Below are 18,723 nucleotides of genomic sequence, written 5' to 3' on the forward strand. Positions count from 1 at the left end.
AAAAGCAGGGTCTACCTTGCCATCGCTCATATTCAAGAAACCACCTGTGAGCACCACGCCCATATAGTTCATCTTACAGAACGACAAGGTGGTGCGATAACGCTTGTCAACATCGGCTATCGACAGCCCGGCTTCTCCTGTTCTTTATTTTAAACTGTTATACTTTTTTTGCCCACAATTTCAAGTGAGCCCTTTATCAATCGCTTTATCAATTCGTCGTCAGCTCGTGTGATGTCGATACCAATCCAATATTTCGCAAAATTCTTGTTCGCATTGTAGGGCAGTCCGATGCAATCGTATTGCTCGCGCAACAGTATAGCCTCCTCCTCGCTGCATTTCATCGACACACGACTCAAGTCGTTGATATCGAAATAACAGAACATGTGGCCGCCGATGTAGAACACCAGGACGTCACGTGCAGCCCGAAACTTTTGGAAAGGAAACTTTTCTTCCACCTCGGGCGAGAGCGACAAACAGTAAGTGCGCAATGCTTCAATATCCATCTCAAGTTAATTATACAACAGCTTTAATCTTTCCGAAATCCATCTCCATCGGACGAATAAACGACCACGAGGATCATGAGACAATTAAAAGCAATCAAAAAATACCTTTTGTCATATCCCGAACGAAATCCCCATACGCTCCCCTTGTTTAATAAGCTCATTATCGGATGATACGCGTTTCGTCTTGCCCGCAATTTCGGCGAGCGGCACGGAGCCGATTTTTCCGTCTTTAAAACAGACCATACGCCCGAACTGTTTTTGAGCCACAAGCTCGGTCGCATGACCGCCAAGAAGTGTAGCCAGATTGCGGTCGAAAGGAGAGGGATTTCCGCCGCGCTGAATATATCCAAGCACTGTCTGACGCACTTCAATGCCCGTCGCCTCTCCCACGGCATGCGAAATATAATCAGCCGGACTGAGACAATCCGTCTTCAGTCCTTCCGCTGTCACAATGATGGAATACGGTTTGCCAAGATGCAAACGGTGCAATATCTTTTCATTGACTTTACGAATATCAAAACCCAGCTCAGGAATAAGGATAATATCTGCACCACCTGCCATACCGGCATAGAGTGCAATCCATCCGGCGCTATGTCCCATCACTTCGACAACCATCACACGCTTGTGCGAACTGGCTGTCGAGTGCAGACGATCAATCGCTTCGGTCGCAATATTGACTGCCGTATCAAACCCAAACGTGAGGTCCGTACCGTAAATATCATTATCGATTGTTTTGGGTACTCCAATCACATTCAGTCCGATTTGGAAAAGTTTGTTCGCCGTCTTCTGCGTACCGTTTCCGCCGATGCAGATAAGACAGTCAAGTCCCATTTCCATATAGTTCCGGCAGATGATCTCCGGCTTTTTATTGTCACCGGACTGAATAATCTTTTTGAAAGGTTTCTCGCGCGAAGTCCCGAGAATCGTTCCTCCCAGATTCAGAATACCCGAAAGCGTTCGTTCCGTGAAGAGCTCGGTATCTCGATTAAGCAAACCCGTAAAGCCGTTATGGATGCCTATCACCTCCATGCCATAGTGCATGATGGCCGTTTTACCTACTCCGCGAATCGTCGCATTGATGCCGGGACAATCTCCGCCCGACGAAAGAATACCGATTTTCATAAAATTTATTCATTAACGAACTACTTTGTACAAAGATACGTTTTTTGGAAAAGATACGAAACAGAAATAACAAAAAACAGCAAAGCAACACTAATGTAATATAAAATATACTATCTTTGCACCAAAGATAAAAAAAAACGGAATTTATGTTGAAGAAACTCACTACATGGATCATTTTGTTCTGTTGCGTAGCATGCGGGCAACAGGACAAACAGATTATTATACTTTCAACAAACGATATGCACGCACATATTGATGACTACGCGAAAGTAGCGGCTTACGTCGAACAAGAACGACAAAAAAATCCGAATGTATTGGTATTAAGCGCAGGTGATTTATTCTCGGGTAACCCGATCGTCGATTACTGTCCGAAATACGGTAACGGCTTTCCCATAATCGACTTGATGAACCGCATCGGATATCGTTTTACGGCATTCGGGAACCATGAATTCGACTACGGTCAGCATATCTTATGCGACCGTATGGCTCAAGCCGAATTCCCGTTCCTCTGTGCTAACATGACGGTTAACGACAGCCTTTGCATCAAACAACCCGAACCTTCGGCCACGATCGAAATCGACGGAGTGAAAATCGGCATCATCTCAGCCATTCAGATCGAAAACGTAAACGGTCGGCTCATTCCTGCTACACATCCCGACAAAGTAAAAGGCATTACGTTTACAAACCCTGTGGAAGCGCTCTGCGCATTACGGGAGATACGAAATCAATGTGACGTATTCATCGCTTTGACACATACAGGTATAGATACAGATAAAGAGATCGCCGAACGTATGCCTGAACTGGATCTAATCGTGGGTGGACATACGCACACGAAACTTGATACGGGAATCATCGTAAACAATGTTCTGATCACACAGGCAAACGAATATCTGAAATATATCGGTAAAACAACGCTTACAGTCAGAAACGGCAAAGTGGTTGAGAGAAAAAATGAGCTGATTAACCTTCCCAAACTGCGTGACGAAGATGAATCCATCAAAGCATTAATCGCTAAATATCACGACGAATCGCCGATGAATGAAATCATTGGAGAAGCAGGAAAACAATTTGACGGGAAAGAAGCGCTTGGCAATCTGATGACCGATGCCATCGTAAACGTACATCAAACGGATTTCGCCTTTCAAAATGCCGGCGGAGTACGCATCGGGAAAATCGAAAAAGGTGACCTTACCATGGGAAAAATCTATGAATTGGACCCGTTTAACAACCGTATCGTGATCATCGAAATGAAACCTGACGAAATCCGTTCACTCATCAAAAACTCACATAAACGCAGGAACAAACGCGCTGACTTATTTGTGTCGGGGATGACATACAAAATTTTCACAAAAGACGGTATAGCGGAACTCGTCGAAATGAAAATGGCAAACGGAAAACTGCTCGACGAAAACAAATATTACCGCGTTGGAATCAATGATTATCTTGCATCGGCATATACGTACGAGCATAAAAAAGCACCGCAGATTACCGACAAAACATCGGAAGAAACTCTTGTGGAGTATATCCGAAACAAAAAACAAATCACACCACAATACCCTCGTACGGAAGTGGTTGAAAAATAACGATAAAATGCCTGATTATCGAACAAACCCATAGAAACAACATAATCGTTAGAATCAAAAAGAAATTTATTTAACTAATTAATATAAGCACTTATGATAAAAAAAATTCAATTTCTTGCAGTAATGTTTCTTCTTATGACAACTACTGCAATACAAGCACAGGTAACGACCGCAAGTATGAGCGGACACGTGACAGATAAAGAAGGAGCAGTGATAGGTGCAACTATTGTCGCCACACATGAACCTTCGGGAACAACGTATGGAACAATTACCAACGTAGATGGACGATATAACCTGAATGGAATGCGCGTAGGTGGTCCATATAAATTAGAAGTATCATATATCGGATACAAAAAATCGGTAACAACCGGAATAACACTTTCATTAAGTGAAAATTATGTATTAAACATTCAACTTATGGAAGAAGCTGTCGGATTAGATGAAATTCAAATTGTAGCAAAAGGTGGAAGTTCAAATATGAACAGCGACAGAGCCGGTGCTGTGACCAATATTAATACAAGAATTATTAGCACATTACCTTCAGTTAGCAGAAGTTTGACCGACTTTACGAAACTTACTCCTCAAGCAAATGGAGCAGCTATTGGAGGAGGTACTTACCGACAAAACAATATTACAATTGATGGAGCTTCTTTTAACAATAAGTTCGGTATCGGACAAAGTATGCCTGCAAACGGTTCACCGATTTCTTTAGATGCGATTGATCAGATATCGGTAAGCGTAACTCCTTATGATGTTCGACAAAGCGGATTTCTCGGAGCTTCTATTAATGCGGTGACTCGTTCAGGCGATAATGAATTCAGAGGATCAGTCTATACCTATCTGAACAACGAAAAATTTAAAGGAAATAAAGTAAAAGATCAGACTTTTGAGCGCACAGAAAGTAGATATAACCTGTACGGCATACGTTTCGGAGGTCCTATTATTAAAAATAAATTATTTTTTTTCATTAACTATGAAACGGAAAAAACGATTGTTCCCGGTCCATCAAGAATAGCTGCAACAGATGGTAATCCTTATACTGACGGATCAAATAATATCGCTCGTCCGCTTGCCAGCGAAATGGATATGATCAGTAAATATCTTTCCGAAACGTACGGTTATGAAACAGGACCCTATCAAAATTATTCAAACGAGAGTCCGGGAATGAAATTTTTAGCTCGTGTAGATTGGAATATAAACAATAATCACCGTTTAAATATCCGATATAACATCACAAAAAGTAAAGAACCTTTGTACCCAAGCACTTCATCATCCCAAATTTTCCCCTCACCTTATGACAGAAGTTATAATAGAAGGGGAATGTATGCAATGTGGTATAAAAATACCGGGTATTTTCAAGAACAAAATTTTTCATCTGTTGCTGCCGAATTAAATTCCTCATTTGGAAAATTAAGCAATTTATTCAGATTTACTTATACAAATCAAGACGAACCTCGTTCTACTTCCGGTAAAGCATTTCCTTTTGTAGATATATTAAAAGATAAAACTCCATTCGTAAGTTTCGGAACAGAACTTTTTTCACACGGAAATTTACGAAAAGTTGAATCCTTTACTTTAAATGATGATGTTACATTTGGTGTAAATAAACATACCATTACAGCCGGATTACAATTCGAATATAATCATACAAAAAATGGTTTTCAACGTTTTGGAACAGGATATTATGCTTTTGATTCATGGGACGATTTTATTTCAAATAAGCCTGCAAAATCATTTGCAATTACACATCCCAACGATCTTTCCATTTCACAGGCATTTCCTTCTTTTAAATTTAACCAGTTTACCTTATATGCACAAGATGAGATAAATATATCTGAACGATTAAAAATATTAGCCGGAATACGAACTGATTTACCTTTTTATCCGAAAATAAATACATATAATCCTAAAGTTGCAGAGTTAGACTTTGACAGTAAAAAATTCGATACGGGAGAATTACCGTCAGCCAAAGTTTTATTTTCTCCCCGTTTAGGATTTAATTACGATATAAAAGGCGATCGTTCTATTGTTTTACGAGGAGGTACTGGTCTTTTTACGGGAACGATTCCTTTTGTATGGATTGTAGCTCAAGCAAGTGATGCAGGAGTATTACAAACAACTTATTCAGGTAAATCAATTCCATCATTTAAACCGACAACTTCTGAAATTTTAAATGAAATCTATCCGGGTGGACTAAAAGCAGAACCAGCATTACCCTCAGCAATAGTAAAAATAGATCATAATTTAAAATTACCACAGAACTGGAAAAGTAGCCTTGCCATTGACGTCAAGTTACCATGGAATATGAATGCTTCACTAGAAGGAATTTATAGTAAAGATATTCATTCGGTAGCTGTAACGAATGTGGGATTAAAGCCTGATGCTTTTCAAATAAACGGATATCCGGATCAACGTCCTATTTCCAAAAAACAATATTATCAATCTAAATTAAAGAATGTATATTTACTTAATAATGCAGGAGAAAATGAATATTGGTCTATCACGGCAAAATTACAGAAATCGTTTGAAAATGGTTTTGATGCTTCAATAGCCTATACACATAGTTACGGAAAGAGCTCGGGCGATGGAATCGGTGATCAAGTAGGTTCTGCTTGGTTCAATGATCCTCGTACTTACGGTTCAAACTCTCATGATATAGGTTATATGAACTATATTTTACCCAATCGCTTAATAGCTTCTGTTTCGTATAGAAAAGAGTATGCCAAATATTTCGCTACAACCGTATCTTTATTTTATGAAGGCGGTGAATCAGGTCGTTTTTCTTATTTATACGCGAACAACTTAAATAATGACGGAGGAGGCAATGCTATGCTTTATATTCCGAAAGACAAATCTGAAATAACATTTGCCGATCTATTCGATACGAATAAAAAAAGCCCTAATTACGGTAAAGTTATTTATACGGCTTCGCAACAAGAAACCGACTTTTGGAATTATGTCGAACAAGATGCTTATTTAAGAACTCACAAAGGAAAATATGCGATGCGTAACGGTGCACTCATGCCTTGGGTAAATACTTTCGATATAAAAATTTTACAGGATTTCTTTATACATGCTGGCGGAAAACGAAATACAATACAAGTAGGTTTAGATATCATAAATGTAGGAAATCTTCTAAACAGTAAATGGGGAATCCATCATAGCGTAAATAAAAATAATATCTTAGAAGTAGCAAATATGAAAGAAGTTATAGAAGGAAATGGGTCAGTAAAACCAACCTTTAACTTTCTTAAAAACGGAAAGGAAACACTTAAAGAAACGTATAGACCTAATATAGGATATGCTTCAACATATTATATGCAACTAAGTTTACGTTATATATTTAATTGATTATCTAACAAATTTACAGATATTCTTCCCTCGGAAACTCTTTCCTATTTCCGAGGGATTTTTTTCATATACTCCCTCGGAAAAAGCAAGCTGAAAACTCAGAAAAAAGTTGTTTATAAAAACTGAAAAAAAAATTTGAATAATCCATTAGGTTTTTAAATAGGGTTCAAATTTCATCTTCCGAAAAAAAATACAGGAATTCTTTTATGTATTTTTCAAACGATGAAATCCACAAAAAAAATAATTTTTTTCATGCAAAAATATCCCCTGAAAAGGTTTTCAAGCTTTGTTTATAAATCATTTATAAATACTATTTATAAACAACTTATCCTGTTTATATCTTACTCAAAAAATAGTCCGTTTATTTGAAAGAATGAAAAACAAAAAATCATTGAAGAAAATTTCAACACTTTAAACAGCCTATCATCTATATCATATTATTTTATAAAAACCAATTATATAAATAGTTGTGAGAAAACCGTTGAAATATTCTTTTGCTTCATATTCTAACTGTATGAAAGGTCAATTCGTCAGAGGAAATTCCACAGAACATAATTGGTGATCAATTTTTTCGTAAATAGACTCGGCGTATTTGTTTAGATTTGAAAAGCTACTTTTTGAATTTGTTTTACTGGTATAACACGATTGTCTATTTTAAAATGTTTATTTACTGATTGAAACTGCATTTTTGGGAGAGTTTTTTATTTGTGTATGTCTTTGATTATCTTTGTGCCTCTTTTTATCAAGTTGAGTAATAGATGAGGTTTGATTATGATGTGATAGTAGTGGGAGCAGGTCATGCGGGCTGTGAAGCTGCAGCTGCAGCTGCGAATTTAGGTTCGCGCACGTTACTGATTACTATGGATATGAATAAGATTGCCCAGATGAGCTGTAATCCTGCTGTAGGTGGAATTGCGAAGGGGCAGATTGTTCGCGAGATCGATGCTTTGGGAGGTTTTATGGGGATTGTAACCGATCGTACGGCTATTCAGTTTAGAATGTTGAACCGGAGTAAGGGACCTGCCATGTGGAGTCCTCGTGCACAGAATGATCGGGTAAAATTTATTCAGGCTTGGCGTGAGATTCTTGAGAATCTTCCTAATTTGTGGATATGGCAAGATACCGTCAGTGAATTGCTTTTAGACGGTAATCGTGTTTGTGGTGTAAAGACGGCTTTTGGAATCGAATTTCAAGCAAATTCGGTTGTTTTGACAAACGGTACTTTTTTGAATGGATTGATACATGTCGGTCGTGTACAATTTTCGGGAGGACGAATTTCGGAACCGGCTGTAGGAGGATTGACGGAACAGTTGATTTCTCTCGGTTTTATTTCAGATCGGATGAAAACAGGTACTCCTGTACGAATAGATGCTCGAAGTATTTATTTTGAAGAACTTACCGAACAACCGGGCGAAAATGATTTTCGTAAATTTTCTTATTTAGACAATGTCAAAAGAGAACTTAAACAATTAAGCTGCTGGACTTTATATACGAATGAAGAGTGTCACAATGTCTTACGTAAAGGATTATCGGAATCACCTCTGTATAATGGACAGATACAAAGTATAGGTCCTCGTTATTGTCCGAGTATCGAAACTAAAATCGTCACTTTTGCCGATAAAATACAACATCAATTATTTTTGGAACCCGAAGGTGAATCGACACAGGAATATTATCTGAATGGATTTTCTTCATCTCTTCCTTTCTATATTCAGTTGAAGGCTTTGCAAAAAATATCGCCTTTTCGTGATGTTCAATTATATCGTCCGGGGTATGCGATCGAATATGATTTTTTTGATCCTACGCAGTTATTACATACTTTAGAGACAAAGAAGATTTCACATCTGTTTTTTGCCGGTCAGATTAATGGAACTACCGGTTATGAAGAAGCGGCGGGGCAGGGGATAGTGGCAGGTATTAATGCACATCTTCGTTGTCATGGTGATGATACGTTTGTTTTAAATCGTGATGAGGCATATATTGGAGTATTGATAGATGATCTGGTGACAAAAGGAGTGGATGAACCGTATCGTATGTTTACTTCGCGTGCGGAGTATCGGATTCTTTTGCGTCAGGACGATGCGGATATGCGTCTTACCGAACGAGGTTATCAATTAGGACTTGCCGATACTTATCGTTATGGTTTATTGAAAAAGAAGAAAGAAATGATTGATCGGATCACGGAGTTTATTCGTTCTTTTTCCGTTATACCTGTTCAAATTAATGCTAAATTAACTTCTTTAGGAACGGCTCCTATTCCTCATGCTTACAAACTGGTCGATATATTAACTCGACCTCAAGTTTCATTTTCCGATATCAAAGAAGTGATACCGGAGTTTAATCAGTTGATAGATACGATTCCAATTTCTCGTCGGGATGAAATTTTAGAAGCGGCTGAGATTAGGATAAAATATAGCGGATATATCCAGCGAGAAAAGCAGATTGCAAGTAAAGTATCTCGATTGGAAAATATTCGTATCAAAGATAAGTTTGATTATTTATCGATTCAATCTCTTTCGACGGAGGCTCGCCAAAAATTACATAAAATAAATCCGGAAACAATTGCGCAGGCAAATCGTATTCCCGGAATATCTCCGAGCGACGTCAATATTCTTTTGGTATTATTGGGTAGATAATATAGAAATGTTCCACGTGGAACATGATTTTTTTATAAAAGAAGAATGGATGACAGGCTTAGCTACATACTAAAAATTCTTTCTACTATACCTGAGAAGCCGGGATGTTATCAATATTTCGATCGTAAAGGAACGATTATTTATGTAGGAAAAGCGAAGAATTTACGCAAACGAGTTTCTTCTTATTTTCAGAAAGAGCATGAAAATAATAAAACTCGTGTTTTAGTCAAACATATTTATGATTTAAAATATATTGTAGTAGATTCGGAAGAAGATGCCCTGTTACTCGAAAATAACTTAATCAAACAGTATCGTCCGCGTTACAATGTCTTATTGAAGGACGATAAAACGTATCCTTCCATCGTGATCAAAAACGAATATTTTCCACGTATATTTCAGACAAGAAATATTGTAAGGGATGGTTCTTTGTATTTCGGTCCGTATGCGTCTGCTTATACTGCGAAGATCATGCTGCAACTGATAAAAGAATTGTATCCGGTCCGGACATGCAAACATACCTTGACACCCGAATCCATTGCTTCGGGAAGGTATAAAGTTTGTCTCGAATATCATATTAAACGATGTAAAGCTCCTTGTGTCGGACTACAAAATAGAGAAGAATATAATCGGAATATTTCCGAGATAAAGGAAATATTAAAAGGAAACAGTTCACGCGTAAGCGCGCTCCTTCTAAATCGGATGCGAAAACTTTCGGAGGAAATGCGTTTTGAGGAAGCTCAGGAAATCAAATATCAATATGATTTGATTGAAAATTTTCGGTCGAAGTCGACGGTTGTTCCCATGTTGCATAATGTAGATGTATTTTCGTTGGATGAAAGCGAACAGTCCGTCTATATTAATTACATGCATATAGGAAACGGAGCCATTGTGCAGGTATATACGATTGAGTATCGGAAAAAACTTGATGAACCGAAAGAGGAACTTTTAGGTTTGGGTATTGTGGAAATGAGAGAGAGATTTCAAAGTAATGCTTCCGAAATAATCGTTCCTTTTATGCCTGAAGGTGTATTTTCAAAACATATTATTTTCACGGTTCCACAACGAGGAGATAAGAAGAAATTACTTGATTTGTCTGTTCAAAATGTAAAGCAATATAAGATTGATAAATTGAAACGTTCGGATAAGTTTAATCCCGAACAGCGATCGACCCGTCTGTTAACTGCGATTCAAAAGGATTTACATTTACCTGTTCTGCCGATGCAGATAGAATGTTTCGATAATTCAAATATACAAGGTACGAATCCCGTTGCGGCCTGCGTCGTATTTAAAAAAGGGAAACCGTCGAAGAAGGATTATCGTCATTTTCATATAAAGACGGTTGTAGGTCCCGATGATTTCGCTTCGATGACGGAAGTTGTTACGCGTCGTTACACACGACTGTTGGAAGAAGGTCTGCCTCTTCCGCAGTTGATTGTTATCGATGGAGGAAAGGGACAGTTGAATGCAGCAACGGAAGTGCTTCGGCAATTGAATTTATTAGATAAAATATCGATTGTAGGATTGGCAAAACGATTGGAAGAGATTTTTTATCCGGGCGATCCGATACCGCTTATACTCGATAAAAATTCGGAAACGCTGAAAGTCATTCAACATCTCCGCGACGAAGCCCATCGGTTCGGTATTACATTTCATCGGAAGATGCGAAGTAAAAAGCAAATTATTTCGGAATTGGATGAGATTAAAGGTATCGGAGAAAAGACGAAAGAGACATTATTGAAAAAGTATAAAAGTGTAAAACGGATTAAGGAAGCTCCGATGGACGAACTCATTGAATTGATAGGAGAGAGTAAGGCGGGTATCTTAATAAACGGTTTGAAAAAACCGGAATAAATATAAGCAGGAGAATTTAATTTTTGTAATATGAGAACAGTCATACAACGCGTACAACACGCGTCGGTTGCGATTGATGGAGCGGTACGATCCGAGATTGGTAAAGGTCTACTGATTTTGGTGGGTTTTGAAGATTCGGATACGGGTAAGGAAATTGTCCGGATGGCGAAAAAGATCGTAAATATGAGAATTTTCGACGACGATAAAGGTGTTATGAATCGCTCTGTACTTGAAATCGGTGGAGAAATTTTAATCGTCAGCCAGTTTACTTTATATGCTTCGACAAAAAAAGGAAATCGTCCGTCGTATATTCGTGCCGCGAAACCGGATATTGCGATTCCATTGTACGAGTCGTTTTGCAAGGAAGTAGAAATGCAGTTAGGTCGTGACGTAAAAACGGGTGTTTTCGGTGCGGATATGAAAGTTTATTTGTTGAACGATGGTCCTGTAACCATCATTGTTGATACAAAAGATTGATACGATTTCGTCGGATGGAGTAGGGGATGGAAGTCCGATTCTGAGCATAATCTTTCTCGATCTATTTAAAAACAAATCCGGTTGACCTTTTATATACGTTTAAAATTCTCAGCCTGCTTTATGCTTCGGCACGTATCGGATATACGTCCCGAACGTATCTGTGCGACTTACGGTGTCGTTTCGCCTCCGGCAGGCGGAGTGGGAACATGCGGCTCTTCTCCGTTCTGCTCCTTTCTTTCGTGTCCGCAAGGGGTTATGGGAAAGTGAAAAACGAAGAACGAAAAGTCCTTCGGGCTACATTTTTCATTCTTCACTTTTCACTTTTTACTCTTCACTGTTCGTTTTTCACTTTTCTCTCACTTCTTAATCAACTTCTGTGTGTACGTCTGTCCGTCTTTGACAACGCGCACAAAGTACAGTCCTGCCGGCAGTCCTGCCATCGAGATTTGGAACGTCGGCTCATTCGTCCGGAACGAGCTGATTCGTTGGTTTGTATTCCATAATTCAATATCATAGCTGTCTTCTTTATCGTTTTGACGCAATGACGAATGTTGGAATGCACCTAATTGGGCTCGTTCTTTAAATAACCGGGCCTGCTGTGCAGCTTCTTTTATGATGTAATATTCTTCTGTTAAACTGACAATAGCAGTTGCACTTGATTGATCGAAATACGCGTTGAAAATATTTTGAGGTGAAGAGCAATTACTACGTACCATATATACATGTCCCGGCCCCCATTCTCCCCATGTTCCGGAATTGCTTTTAGCTCTACACACAAACTCCAAAACATAAGGCTGATAATGAGAGTGTATATACATACTCAACGATTCTTTAAGCAGATTGTTACAATTCGCAGTAGTGTAATTCTGTATCATTGACGGAGGATTCGATGAATAATCGAATATTTTCCACTCGATTTCTTTTATATTCGGATTGTTACACAGGCTTTGCCCGAATTCGTTAACCGCACGGAAAGTACGGGTGCTTCCGAAGCTCAAACATGTCATAGCCGGAGGGTCTAAAGATACACGAGGAATGCCGGAAGAAGGTGGTGTTTTTTTGTAATATTTCAAGTTGCTAGAACCGAATGGACTGTAATTCCATGAATGTTTCATTAATGGCCATTCATTCCATTTTGAGATGAATATCCCTTGTTACTCGGTTGTTATAGCAGTATGATCACCAGATGCCCAAAAGACTTTTCCCGGATATGTTTCTTGTGAAACCTCAGTGTAACTGCCATCAGTTATATATATTTTCTCAGGATCTACAATATCATTAGGCCATCCTGTCCCTATCCACCGATCAATATTTTGCTCAACTCTCAACCAAGCATATCCATGACAATTAAACTTACGTGTAGAACTACAATTATCATATGTTTTTATTTGCACAGCATGTGGATAATGTTGAGCATAGTATTGATCGAGACTTTTTCGTTTCTCTATGCTTGACTCACACATTAGAAATGTAACTACTGGACTGCCATTAGGCGTATATATATCATTCATCCTTATGTCACATTGGCCTTTTATTGAGAAAGATATGACAATATGAAGTATAAATAAATAAAAAATCTTTTTCATAAGAGTTTATTTTATAATGGAATATTGGTATAAATGACTTTGGCTGACTTTAATTTCTGAGTGAATGAAAAAAGCTCCTCATTTTTAGTTGTATCCCACACAATTTTATTCCCTCTACAATCATAGAAATAGTAAAGAATACCACCACTACCCATCATCATATCGGTCACAAACATGGGCTCTATGTTGATTTGAGTGGGTAATGGAAATTCCTTCCTCCGTTTATGTAGTATACCATATCCATAAAGTTATTCACATTTGCGTATCCTCTGGCTCTTCTTTTGGCCAATTGTACTTTAGAGTTAAGACTTTCCAATACCCCATTTGTGATAGTTCCCTGCTCAAAGAATGTCTTTATGCCGAACAGATGCCCCTTGAACGTTGCCACCGGTTTTCTGAACGGTTCCAATGCAGAGACTGCTCAGCCATCTCCATCCATTTGAGAAAGTCTTCCCATGCTCCTTGAGATTTGGCAGTGGCGGCATGAAGTATATCAACGAGGCCTTCCTTGAGGCTATAGGCTTTTCCAAGAGATGGGTAGGTGAGCAATATCGTATCAAGCTCTTGCAACCTTCCTTCCGGCAGGTTCTTCCGAAGATGCAGCAGTGTAAACCGATGCCCTTTCAGCAGTTTCTTCTCACCCACTTCTGCCTTGCGCACCTCATCAAGTCTCTTGTTGGTGTCCTGTACTATGTGGAACTTGTCATATACAATATGTGCTTGAGGGAAATACGTCATGCAGCCGGAGGTGAAAGCATTGGACATGTCCATAGCAACCACCTCTATAAGCGAAGGATCTCCATCATGCTCTATGAGCCATTGGGAAAACCTCTTGAATGTATCTGAATCCTTGCCCGGACAGACGAATATCGTCTCTCTGGTGTCAAGGTCAACAAACTGAGTGATGTATGAATGTCCTTTCCTGCGAGAGGTTTCATTCACGCCTATACGTCTGACTCCGCACAAGTTGAGATTACGCTTGCCTTTGCTTATCCAATGACGGAATATGGTCCATATACGCTTGGGATATTCCTTTACTGTCTTAGCTACAGAGTTGACAGGAGTCTCTTCTTCTATAAGAGCCATCGCAAACGCCTCGAAAAGCATCGTAAAGCCCGAGTTATGCCGTGCCCAGGGAACCTGTACCATCTCTATTGAGGAAACATCGGTCTTCAATCGAGGAACACGAGCATGCAAATAACATGGATGCTCAAAGAAATTCAGATGACGCCACTGCTTGTCAACCGTGTCGTGAGGGGAAAGTAAGGTTCCCTTAGAAGAGATGAACCGGGAGCCGTACTCAAAGTCAATCCAAATATGAAGCTCGCGGATATTGCTCTCATCAAGCAAACGAAACTCACTCTTAACCACTTTCCAGGGAAAAGACAAATTCAAACCAATAGAGAATAACATGTTCGTATCCATGAATGCAATTATACAACTTTTTTCCGAATGCTGATCTATGGGTTACCCACACGATTCAACACAGACCCGAAAAAATTAGAAAGACCTATTTTCATTCCATATCTTCCTATAAAATAAGGGGATACCGTTTGTACTCCCTCAATTTGTTTTAATTTGCTCACTCGTTCTTTATAGCTTCTCCCCTCATTCATTGTGGATAATTTGAGCTCAGTCCAATAAAAATCCGTTGAAATCTTTTGTTTTTGCTTTAAAATTTGTTCCTTATGTAAATTTAAAGTTCTTTTTGATATCAGATTGCTTTTTTGTAAAGCAACATCATTGACTGTATAAATAAATACACGTGTTGTATCTAACTGTAACGGTTGTTTCTTTCCCTTATAATAATAAAAGTGCTCTTGAGCAAGCAATGATAAAGGGAAAAGTAGCACTATAAAAACTATCTTTTTCATAATCTTGAAATTATTTAAATATGTAACGGTTCTATTTTAAAGGTAACTTTTGCCGATTGAGCAAGTTTGTCAACTAAGATACCGTAACGAAAAACGTCAGGCTGGGTTGCATCGCCATCCACCTTCAACAAGTAAGTATAAGCATTGGAACCTGTTCTTACAAATGAATGTTCCATATTCGTTACTTGATTACCATAGGTTCCATATCCCAATAGCAGAGTGTGTTTCGAGAAATCGATCTGCTGTAAATCTTTGAAGTGTTTTAAATCTTTTTCAGTAAACACCGATTTAAGTTCTTTCTCTGACCGGATAACCTTCGATTCTTTATGATTACCTATCGCGGTTATTTTGGGCAGCTTTTTTATTATGGTTACTTCAAGAGAATTTGAGTTACCGGAAGAGGTTGAATCTTCATTTTGCAACTCTTTTTCTATGGTTACTTCAGGAGCAATAACATCTTTCTTACACCCCGCTCCTGCTGTTAGTAAAAGCAGGGTACTTATCCATAAAATGATTTGCTGTTTCATGTTTTTCTGTTTTTTAAGTTTGTACATGTTTTCCGCGTTCCGGATATTTCTTTTACGCTGCGCCTCCGTTGCGGTTTGCGAGGCACATCGGCTTGTCAGGTGGAGTGTCGGCTGTTATTTCCATGGTCTTATATTTTTTGTTATGTACGACAAAGGTATAAATGTTTTTTTGATCAGATGCAAATATTTTGTCTGTTTTTTTTGCGCTCTTTGTGTAATCCATTGTGAACTTAGTGGTAAAATTACCGCAGAAAACGCGAAAGTTACACAAAGCACGCAAGTTTGTTTAAGTAAAACATCTCGACCATTAAATAAATTAATATTTTATATAAGGTTTACAGCCCTCCGCAGGAGTGGGTATTCTTTTTTCCCCAACGCTTCGCTTCGCTACACATTGGGCTGAATTAACGCACCCCTTCGGAGCTGTTACAGTGGTCAGCTATCAGCTTTTAAGCAGTCAGCTATCAGCCAACAATTCGACAACTCAACAATCAAACAACCCAACGCCCGAAGGGCTGTTTTTAATGTTTAATTGTGTTTTGTTTAGCGATATTTTTAAAAGGAATCGCTCTGTGTGATCGCAGGCATGTTCTTTAACGGATCATTGTGTCAGACTTGGACAATCATGCCTTCCTGACCTGCAATGGTGTTCGAAAAAATGGCTTGAGCTTCTCCAAGTAATGGGTTAATATCTTCGTAGCGAGCTGAATAATGTCCTATTACGAGTTTTTTTGCACCTGCCATACGGGCAATTTCCGCGGCTTGACGGGCTGTAGAATGAAACGTTTCTCTGGCGCGTGCCAGTTCACTATCCATAAACGTTGCTTCATGATATAAGCAGTCAACTCCTTCGATATAAGGAACAATAGACGGTTCAAAGGCTGTATCCGAACAGAACGCGTAACGCCTCGGCGGTTGTGCCGGTCGTGTCAGTCGCGTATGAGGAACGGTTACCCCTTCGGGTGTTATAAAATTTTCTCCCTGCTTGATACCCCTCAATGCTTTGACAGGCACTTGGTAAAAATCGATCATTTCACGTATCAGATGAGCTTCGCGAGGTTTCTCGGCAAAAAGGTAGCCGCACGTAGGTATGCGATGCTTTAGCGGAATAGACCAGACACTGAGCGAACGATCTTCCATCACCAGTGCATGCTTTTGGGGATCAATCAGGTTTAGCCGTACGGTGTATCCCATTTCTTTGCAGAATAAGGCGAGAACAGGGCGAATAAAATCACCGAGGGCATGAGGCCCGTGAATCACTAACTCGCCTTTGCGTCCCAACATACCGAGTGTTGAAAGTAATCCGGGCAGTCCGAAACAATGATCGCCGTGCAGATGGGAAATAAAAATATGGGTCAGACGATTGAATCGGATATGCATCCTCCTCATTTGTAGCTGTGCTCCTTCACCACAGTCAATCATATACAGTTTATCGTGCAGATTTACGACTTGAGCGGTTGCCTCGTGACGCAAGGTCGGTGTCGCCGAACCGCATCCCAGCAAGGTCACATCGAAACGTATCATATTTTTCTCTCTGTTCATGAGCCGCAAAGGTACGTATATTTTCTGCTTTCTTCTCGTTGTTCTTTCCCCGTTTCTTTTTTTACACTACCTTTCCTCTAAAACGTATTTTGTGAGTTTGCTTACATTGCTGCTCAATCCCTCCCAAATTCGGTTGTTTGGGTGACTATAACACACGACTGTTGGCTCCGTGACGGTCGGTGTGTCTCGGAGATTGCGAATATAAGTATGTTACTTTCCTCTACAAGCTTGGGTAGCTTATGCCGGTGTCCGACTCCTTCCGGTGTATCTGTAAATTTGCGAAACGGGCTACTCTGTGCACCACAAAGGTAATTACGTGGCACCGAAAGGTATATCAAATGGCTAATCGGCCATATACGATTCAAGCAGTTTGATTTGTCCTTCTGTTCTTTTCAACTCTTCCTGCCTTTTGAGATAAATGTCAATGAAATCCTCTTCTTTGGAGAGCATGTGCCATACGGCAACGAGTATTTTCCGAGCGATGGCCACCTGGATCTTCATTTTGTTCTTTTTCTTGACGGTAGTTTGGAGGTAGCTGAAATGAGAGAAGAAACAGTTTCGGGTTCGTGATGCAGCCCATGCAATTTCGATCAATATTTGTCTGAGGTATCTGTTTCCGTGTGTCACTTTTCTGCTTTTGAAACGCCCGTTGCTTACATCGTTACGCGGTTTCAGACCGCACCATCCCACAAGGCTTGCCGCCGTAGCGAACATCTTCATATCAACACCTGTTTCCGCAATGATTGCCGTGGCTGCGCGTTCCTTGACACCGGGGATGGTTTGCAGGCGTTCGTATGGTTTGGGGTAATGTTCTTTGCAGAGCCGGACGAGTTCTTGCTGACAGTACGCCGTCTGTTTTTCGATCAGGTCGAGTGTTTCCTTCAATTGTCTGAGAACAATCAGGTCAGTTTCTGAGAACGAGCCTGTCAGCGCGGCTTTCACCCTCTCACGTCCATGTTTGTTGAGTATGCGTCCATGCACAAGACTGAGGAGTTCATCAGGATCGGTCTGTCCGTCGATTATCGCTTTGAGTACAGACCGATAGCTTTTACTTTTGGTGGTAGCCACGTAATTGCTGAGCCTAAAACCGCATCTTTGCAAAGCTGCGTCGAGTTTGTTGCTGTTGTAGGTCGTATCTTCGCACAGGTCCATGATACGGCGGTTCAATTTGCGCATATCCTGCACGATGGGCTCGGGAACGAAGCTTCCCTTGATGAGATTTTTCAGAAGACACTCCGCGATCCATCGGGCATCCTTCACGTCACTTTTCCTGCCGGGAAGCTGCTTGATGAAATAGGGATTCACCAATCTGAGTTCCATCGATTCGCAGAGTTCCGTCCATACCGGAACCCAATAGACGGCCGTGCTCTCCATAGCTGCTTCGGTGACACCATGGGCTCTCATGTCATGATGCATCTCACGCAAGTCGGGAGTAAGCACTCCATAAGTATTTTCCCAAATAATGGCCTGGTCATACCCCATAATACAGAGATAAATGCTATCTTTGTGCACATCAAGGCCGGCAACTGTTCGAGTTCTGTTCATAATTATTTTTTTAAATTTTTTTCCCTCCAAGATAGTAAAATTGTGGCTAAGAACACGCAGAGGAGGGGACAGAAAACAGAGCGTCGGCCTTGTGTTTTTATCTGCCCGGTGTAAAATCTCGAGGAT

12 protein-coding genes and 2 pseudogenes are annotated in these 18,723 nt (G+C 39.9%); 5 read left to right on the forward strand and 9 right to left on the reverse strand.

Features of this window, described 5'->3' with window-relative positions; translation table 11 throughout:
* Positions 1-149 precede the first annotated feature (149 nt).
* Both BFO_RS04790 and BFO_RS04795 read right to left on the reverse strand, forming a co-directional pair.
* Positions 150-503 carry an MmcQ/YjbR family DNA-binding protein gene (locus BFO_RS04790; protein WP_014224507.1) on the reverse strand — a complete coding sequence of 118 codons (354 nt, stop codon included), beginning with the start codon at positions 501-503 and terminating at the stop codon, positions 150-152.
* A gap of 111 nt (positions 504-614) precedes the next feature.
* The gene (locus BFO_RS04795; RefSeq protein ID WP_014224509.1) at positions 615-1,625 is read right to left on the reverse strand and encodes an ATP-dependent 6-phosphofructokinase; all 1,011 of its coding nucleotides are present in this window, start codon (positions 1,623-1,625) and stop codon (positions 615-617) included.
* A 146-nt stretch (positions 1,626-1,771) separates the two neighbouring features.
* Here BFO_RS04795 and BFO_RS04800 point away from each other — a divergent pair, with 146 nt between their 5' ends.
* The 5 genes from BFO_RS04800 to dtd all read left to right on the forward strand — a co-directional run bounded on the left by BFO_RS04800 (position 1,772) and on the right by dtd (position 11,523).
* Complete coding sequence (locus tag BFO_RS04800) at positions 1,772-3,208, forward strand: bifunctional metallophosphatase/5'-nucleotidase (RefSeq protein WP_014224510.1); 1,437 nt, start codon at positions 1,772-1,774, stop codon at positions 3,206-3,208.
* Positions 3,209-3,301: 93 nt separating this feature from the next.
* Entirely contained in the window at positions 3,302-6,559 is a 3,258-nt protein-coding gene (locus BFO_RS04805; RefSeq protein ID WP_014224511.1) for a TonB-dependent receptor, read from the forward strand.
* A 758-nt stretch (positions 6,560-7,317) separates the two neighbouring features.
* Entirely contained in the window at positions 7,318-9,195 is a 1,878-nt protein-coding gene (gene mnmG / locus BFO_RS04810; RefSeq protein WP_014224513.1) for a tRNA uridine-5-carboxymethylaminomethyl(34) synthesis enzyme MnmG, read from the forward strand.
* Positions 9,196-9,240: 45 nt separating this feature from the next.
* Positions 9,241-11,046 (forward strand): excinuclease ABC subunit UvrC, encoded by a 1,806-nt coding sequence (gene uvrC / locus BFO_RS04815; RefSeq protein ID WP_014224514.1) that lies wholly within the window; start codon positions 9,241-9,243, stop codon positions 11,044-11,046.
* A 30-nt stretch (positions 11,047-11,076) separates the two neighbouring features.
* On the forward strand, positions 11,077-11,523 hold the full coding sequence (gene dtd, locus BFO_RS04820; protein WP_014224515.1) for a D-aminoacyl-tRNA deacylase: 447 nt from the start codon (positions 11,077-11,079) through the stop codon (positions 11,521-11,523).
* A 356-nt stretch (positions 11,524-11,879) separates the two neighbouring features.
* Here the strand turns inward: dtd and BFO_RS16590 are convergent.
* The 7 genes and pseudogenes from BFO_RS16590 to BFO_RS04855 form a co-directional block, all read right to left on the reverse strand.
* A pseudogene (locus BFO_RS16590) lies at positions 11,880-12,002 on the reverse strand (T9SS type A sorting domain-containing protein); the annotation flags it as partial.
* A gap of 675 nt (positions 12,003-12,677) precedes the next feature.
* Positions 12,678-13,109 carry a hypothetical protein gene (locus tag BFO_RS04830; protein WP_041590680.1) on the reverse strand — a complete coding sequence of 144 codons (432 nt, stop codon included), beginning with the start codon at positions 13,107-13,109 and terminating at the stop codon, positions 12,678-12,680.
* A 181-nt stretch (positions 13,110-13,290) separates the two neighbouring features.
* A pseudogene (locus tag BFO_RS04835) lies at positions 13,291-14,534 on the reverse strand (ISL3 family transposase).
* Positions 14,535-14,569: 35 nt separating this feature from the next.
* Positions 14,570-14,983 carry a hypothetical protein gene (locus BFO_RS04840; RefSeq protein WP_014224519.1) on the reverse strand — a complete coding sequence of 138 codons (414 nt, stop codon included), beginning with the start codon at positions 14,981-14,983 and terminating at the stop codon, positions 14,570-14,572.
* Positions 14,984-14,997: 14 nt separating this feature from the next.
* Positions 14,998-15,510, reverse strand: a complete 513-nt coding sequence (locus BFO_RS04845) for a hypothetical protein (RefSeq protein ID WP_014224520.1) — start codon at positions 15,508-15,510, stop codon at positions 14,998-15,000.
* 609 nt (positions 15,511-16,119) lie between these two features.
* On the reverse strand, positions 16,120-17,034 hold the full coding sequence (locus tag BFO_RS04850) for a ribonuclease Z (RefSeq protein ID WP_041591134.1): 915 nt from the start codon (positions 17,032-17,034) through the stop codon (positions 16,120-16,122).
* A gap of 360 nt (positions 17,035-17,394) precedes the next feature.
* Complete coding sequence (locus BFO_RS04855; protein ID WP_014225157.1) at positions 17,395-18,597, reverse strand: IS110 family RNA-guided transposase; 1,203 nt, start codon at positions 18,595-18,597, stop codon at positions 17,395-17,397.
* Positions 18,598-18,723: the final 126 nt, after the last annotated feature.

It is taken from the genome of Tannerella forsythia 92A2, assembly GCF_000238215.1.
Taxonomy (GTDB): Bacteria; Bacteroidota; Bacteroidia; order Bacteroidales; family Tannerellaceae; genus Tannerella; species Tannerella forsythia.